At 69.5% G+C, this 4,003-nt stretch carries 6 protein-coding genes; 2 read left to right on the top strand and 4 right to left on the bottom strand.

The genetic code is table 11. From position 1 onward, the window contains the following. The first annotated feature begins 151 nt into the window (after positions 1-151). Positions 152-454, top strand: coding sequence for a hypothetical protein (locus Q0L11_RS15295; protein WP_296598353.1), 303 nt, complete (start codon positions 152-154; stop codon positions 452-454). On the opposite strand, the gene Q0L11_RS15290 is transcribed toward Q0L11_RS15295, so the two are convergent. Genes Q0L11_RS15290 through Q0L11_RS15280 form a run of 3 tightly spaced genes read right to left on the bottom strand, consistent with a single transcriptional unit; the run spans position 451 to position 2,933 of the window. Further along, complete coding sequence (locus Q0L11_RS15290) at positions 451-1,527, bottom strand: Glu/Leu/Phe/Val dehydrogenase dimerization domain-containing protein (protein ID WP_296598352.1); 1,077 nt, start codon at positions 1,525-1,527, stop codon at positions 451-453. The genes Q0L11_RS15295 and Q0L11_RS15290 overlap by 4 nt on opposite strands. A gap of 60 nt (positions 1,528-1,587) precedes the next feature. Beyond that, positions 1,588-2,622, bottom strand: coding sequence for an alpha/beta fold hydrolase (locus Q0L11_RS15285; protein WP_296598351.1), 1,035 nt, complete (start codon positions 2,620-2,622; stop codon positions 1,588-1,590). A 50-nt stretch (positions 2,623-2,672) separates the two neighbouring features. After that, positions 2,673-2,933: a DUF3253 domain-containing protein gene (locus tag Q0L11_RS15280; protein ID WP_296598350.1), complete on the bottom strand. Its 261-nt coding sequence runs from the start codon at positions 2,931-2,933 to the stop codon at positions 2,673-2,675. Between the two features lie 192 nt (positions 2,934-3,125). Here Q0L11_RS15280 and Q0L11_RS15275 point away from each other — a divergent pair, with 192 nt between their 5' ends. Continuing rightward, a complete protein-coding gene (locus Q0L11_RS15275; RefSeq protein WP_296598348.1) occupies positions 3,126-3,812 on the top strand; it encodes a PEPxxWA-CTERM sorting domain-containing protein in 687 nt (228 codons plus the stop codon). Positions 3,813-3,926: 114 nt separating this feature from the next. On the opposite strand, the gene Q0L11_RS15270 is transcribed toward Q0L11_RS15275, so the two are convergent. Beyond that, on the bottom strand, positions 3,927-4,003 hold a 77-nt coding region (locus tag Q0L11_RS15270), incomplete at its 5' end, for a hypothetical protein (RefSeq protein ID WP_296598354.1).

Genomic DNA, 4,003 nt, shown 5'->3' with positions numbered 1-4,003 from the left:
TCGACCGCTTCAATTTCGACCTGGGCACGGTGAAGCGCTCCTGCGTCCACTTCGTCCAGCCGGACGGGACCATCATCCCCTTCGATACCTTCAACACCTTCTATCGGCCGGGCGCGGCGGGCGCCGGGGCCTTGCAGCGGGGACAGAGGCGATGAGCGAACCCAGCGCCGTCCAACGGTTCTTCGGCGCGGCGCTGATCGGCGTCGGCGTCCTGATGATGCTGCTCTGCGGCGGCTGCGGAGCGCTGTTCTTCGTCGGCTTCCTGTTCAGCGGCCTCACGTCCTCCAACAGCGAGGACCTCAGCTTCCTGATCATGCCGGTCGTCCTGGGCGGCGTACCGGCCCTGATCGGCTTCGGGCTGTTCGCCGGCGGTCGGGCGTTGAGACGTCCGACCGCTCCAGTGGTGGGAGCGACCAACCTGTCCGGAAGCCCAGAGGGTGACGCCCCGCCCTAAGCCGCCGCGCGCTTTTCCGCCGCGCCGACGATCCGGGCGCGGGCGATTTCGTTGGCGACCTCGTGGGTCGGACGGCGCTCGACAAGGGCCTGCTCCAGCACCTCCTCCAGCGTCAGGGCGAGGCGGTCCAGCTTGGCGTCGACCCAGGCCGGGTCGAAGGCCTCGCCGCGCTCCAGGGCGCGGATCTCGCCAGCGACGTTGATGATGCCGCCGCCGTTGATGACGTAGTCCGGGGCGTAGAGGATGCCGCGGTTGAACAGCTCGCGGCCGGCGTCGGCGTCGGCGAGCTGATTGTTGGCGCCGCCGGCGATGATGCGGGCGCGGATGCGCGGCAGGGTGTCGAGGCTGATCGCGCCGCCAAGGGCGCAGGGCGCGAAGACGTCCACGTCCGCGTCGAAGATGGCGTTCGGCGCCACGATCTCGGCGCCGGTGGCGGCGGCCAAGCGGCTCAGCGCCTCGGTGTTCACGTCCGTCAGCACCAGCCGGGCGCCCGCCGCGTGCAGCTTCTGGGCGAGGTAGCCGCCTACGTTGCCGACGCCCTGGATGGCCACGCGCACGCCGGAGAGATCACGCTTCAGCGCCCGCTGCACGCACAGGCGCACGCCGCGGAACACGCCCTCGGCGGTCACGGGGCTCGGATCGCCCGACGCGGCCTCATGGCCTTCGAGACCGGCGACGTAGCGGGTGTGCCTGCGGGCATGGGTCAGGTCGGCCACGGAAACCCCGACGTCCTCGGCGGTCCAGTACTTGCCGCCCAGGTCCTCGACCGCGCGGCCGAAGGCCTCGAACAGGGCCGGGGTCTTCTGGGTGCGGCTGTCGCCGATGATCACGCTCTTGCCGCCGCCCAGTTCCAGGTCGGCCATGGCGTTCTTGTAGGACATGGCGCGCGACAGCTTCAGCGCGTCGGTCAGCGCGTCCTCGGCGCTGGCGTAGGGCCACATCCGGCAGCCGCCGGCCGCCGGGCCGCGGGCCGTCGAGTGCACGGCGATGATGGCCTTGAGGCCGGTCTTCTCGTCCGAAAAGGCGTGGACGCCTTCATGGCCCTCAAAGGCCGGAGAATCGAACAAGGTCATGCCGTGAACTCTGCGTCCTGGGGGAGGAATTTGGCGGGAGATACGCTTGTGCGGGGCATATCACAACCCTGCGGATTGACGCGCCGGGGAGCCTGGCGGCCCCGCGTGCTTGGCGCCGGCGCCCGGGATCGGCGGCGCGCCGGACGGCAGGGCGGCCTGCGGGTCGCGGATGAAGGCCAGGATGTCGGCGATCACCACCGCGCGCTGCTTGTCGCGCGTCAGCAGGTGGTGGCCGGCGGCGTAGTAGGCCGAGCGGTCGCCGGGCCTCAGCCCCTTCACGGCCTTGAACGCCGCGTTCTTGGGGATGATGTCGTCGTTGGCGCCGTAGAGGTAGAAGGTCGGAAGCCGGTCCTCGCCCACGTCCTTCGCCGCCCGGTCCATGAGGCGGACAAGGCCGTAAAGCGTGTCGGAGCGCGCGCCCCAGATCATCAGCTTGTCGCGGCCCATGGCGATCAGTTCCTCCCGGTTGTCGGTCGGATAGATGCGGTCGGTCAGCCACCGCGGCGGCGTGTAGACCTTGGAGCCGGTGAAGTTCGCCGCCAGCCAAAGCAGGGTCTTGTTCGGTAGCGGCTGGGCCTTGAAGCCCCAGACGCCGGGGGACAGCAGCACGAGCCGATCGGCGGCGGGCGGATTGTCGGTGGCAAAGGCGGCGGCGGCCACCGAACCGCCCATGCTCTCCCCCACCACCGTGATCACGGCGTTCGGATACTTCGCCCGGGCCAGCGCCGTGACCGTGCGCAGGTCCTCGACCATCAGGTCGTCGCCGGCCCAGATCCCGCGGCCGGGCGAGCGGCCGAAGCCGCGCTGGTCGTAAGCGAGTGTCGTGACGCCCTGCTTCGCCCAGTCCTCGGCCGCGAAGTGGAAGGCGTTGGCGTAGTCGTTCATGCCGTGCGCGGCGACGACCACGGCCCACGGCTCGCCCGTCGCGGCGTTCCAGATGGTGAGGCCCAAGCGCGCACCGTCGAAGCTGATCACCGCGTCCTGCTCCAGCCGCGGTCCCTGGAACCCGGCCGGCGGTGTGCCCGCGGTCTGCACCATCAGCGGCGTGCAGGCTGAGAGGGCGAACAGCAGGAAGACGAGGACCAGGCGCTTCATGTCGGGGCAACGTATACGCCCGGCCGATTAACCCTAGGAAAAGGCTGCAATCAGGCCGCCGCGTCGCCTTCCTGCGGCAGACGCATGCGCCAGACGCCGCGGAAGGTGTCGGGATCGGCCGGTTTGTTGTGCCGCAGGATCACCAGCTTGTTCTGCCGCGCCAGGCCGACGGCCACGGCGCGCACCTTGCCGAGCTGGCGCTGCCAGCGCTCGGCATCGAGCTCGCGGGCGATGGTCTCGGGCGCGATGGACTTGCCCGGCGGAACCTTCGCCAGGGCGTCGAGGATAGCGGTTTCGATCGGGTCGCTCATTGACCGCTAACTTCCACCAACCGCCCGTCGCGTCCACGGCTTTCCGTTTCGTCGACGCCTGGACGGCTTTCGCCACGACGAACGGACGACTGAACGACGTTCGTCTCAGGAGACCTCCGCCCCGTCGCCCGCGGGGTGAGACCGCCCCGGATCCTGCCTAGCCAGGTCCAGTCAAAACAAAGGACCTGAAGCATGAGGCGCATCCTCTTCCCGGCCGCTGCGGCCGTCTGCCTGATGGGGGCTCAGCCAGCCGCCGCGGCCACCAACCTGATCAAGAACGGGGGATTCGACGACGTCGCCTTCTCCGGCGAGTACGTCGTCTACGACGCCACGAACACGCCTGCCGACTTCGGGTGGAGCGTTCTCGGCAATATCGACGTGCACCGCAACGACGGCTACTTCGGTGGCGACCCCGATCCCGTCGGCGCCGGCCGCTACGCCGTCGACCTCCTCGGAACTTCGTCGCAGGGCTCGATCTACCAGGCCCTGACGCTGGAGACGGGCAAGACCTATCGGCTGAGTTTCGACTACAGCAACAACCCGTTCATCGCGGGCGCGGCGATGACCTTCGGGATCGCGATCGACGGGACTCTCGCCGTCGTCGAGAGCGTCGGCCACAGCGGCGCGACGACCAACGCCATGGACTGGCAAACCTACACCCTGGAGTTCACGGCCATCGGCAGCTCGGCGGCCATCTACTTCAACAACACCGCCGGCAATCCCGGCAGCGGCATGTATCTCGACAGCGTCGCGCTCTACGACATCAGCGAGCCGGCCGCCGTCCCCGAACCAGCCACCTGGGCCCTGATGATCTCCGGCTTCGGCCTCGCGGGGACGGCGCTTCGCCAACGTCGCCGCCTGACCGGCGCGGCCGCCTGACACCCCGAACCGTCAGCCCGGCCGAGGGCGCGACCGCCGAACCTGTGTGCGGCTCCGGCGCAGCGCGCCCGAATTCTGGCCCCGGACCTCCCCGTCCGGGGCCGTCTTTTCTCGTCAGCCGCCTCGCTTCAGGGTTTCGCGGGCGATGATCACCTGCTGGATCTGGCTGGTGCCCTCGTAGATCCGGAAGA

The organism is Phenylobacterium sp., assembly GCF_024508875.1.
Taxonomy (GTDB): Bacteria; Pseudomonadota; Alphaproteobacteria; order Caulobacterales; family Caulobacteraceae; genus Phenylobacterium.
Note: the sequence above shows the minus strand (reverse complement) of the source record. Positions and strands in the feature narration are given on the sequence as shown.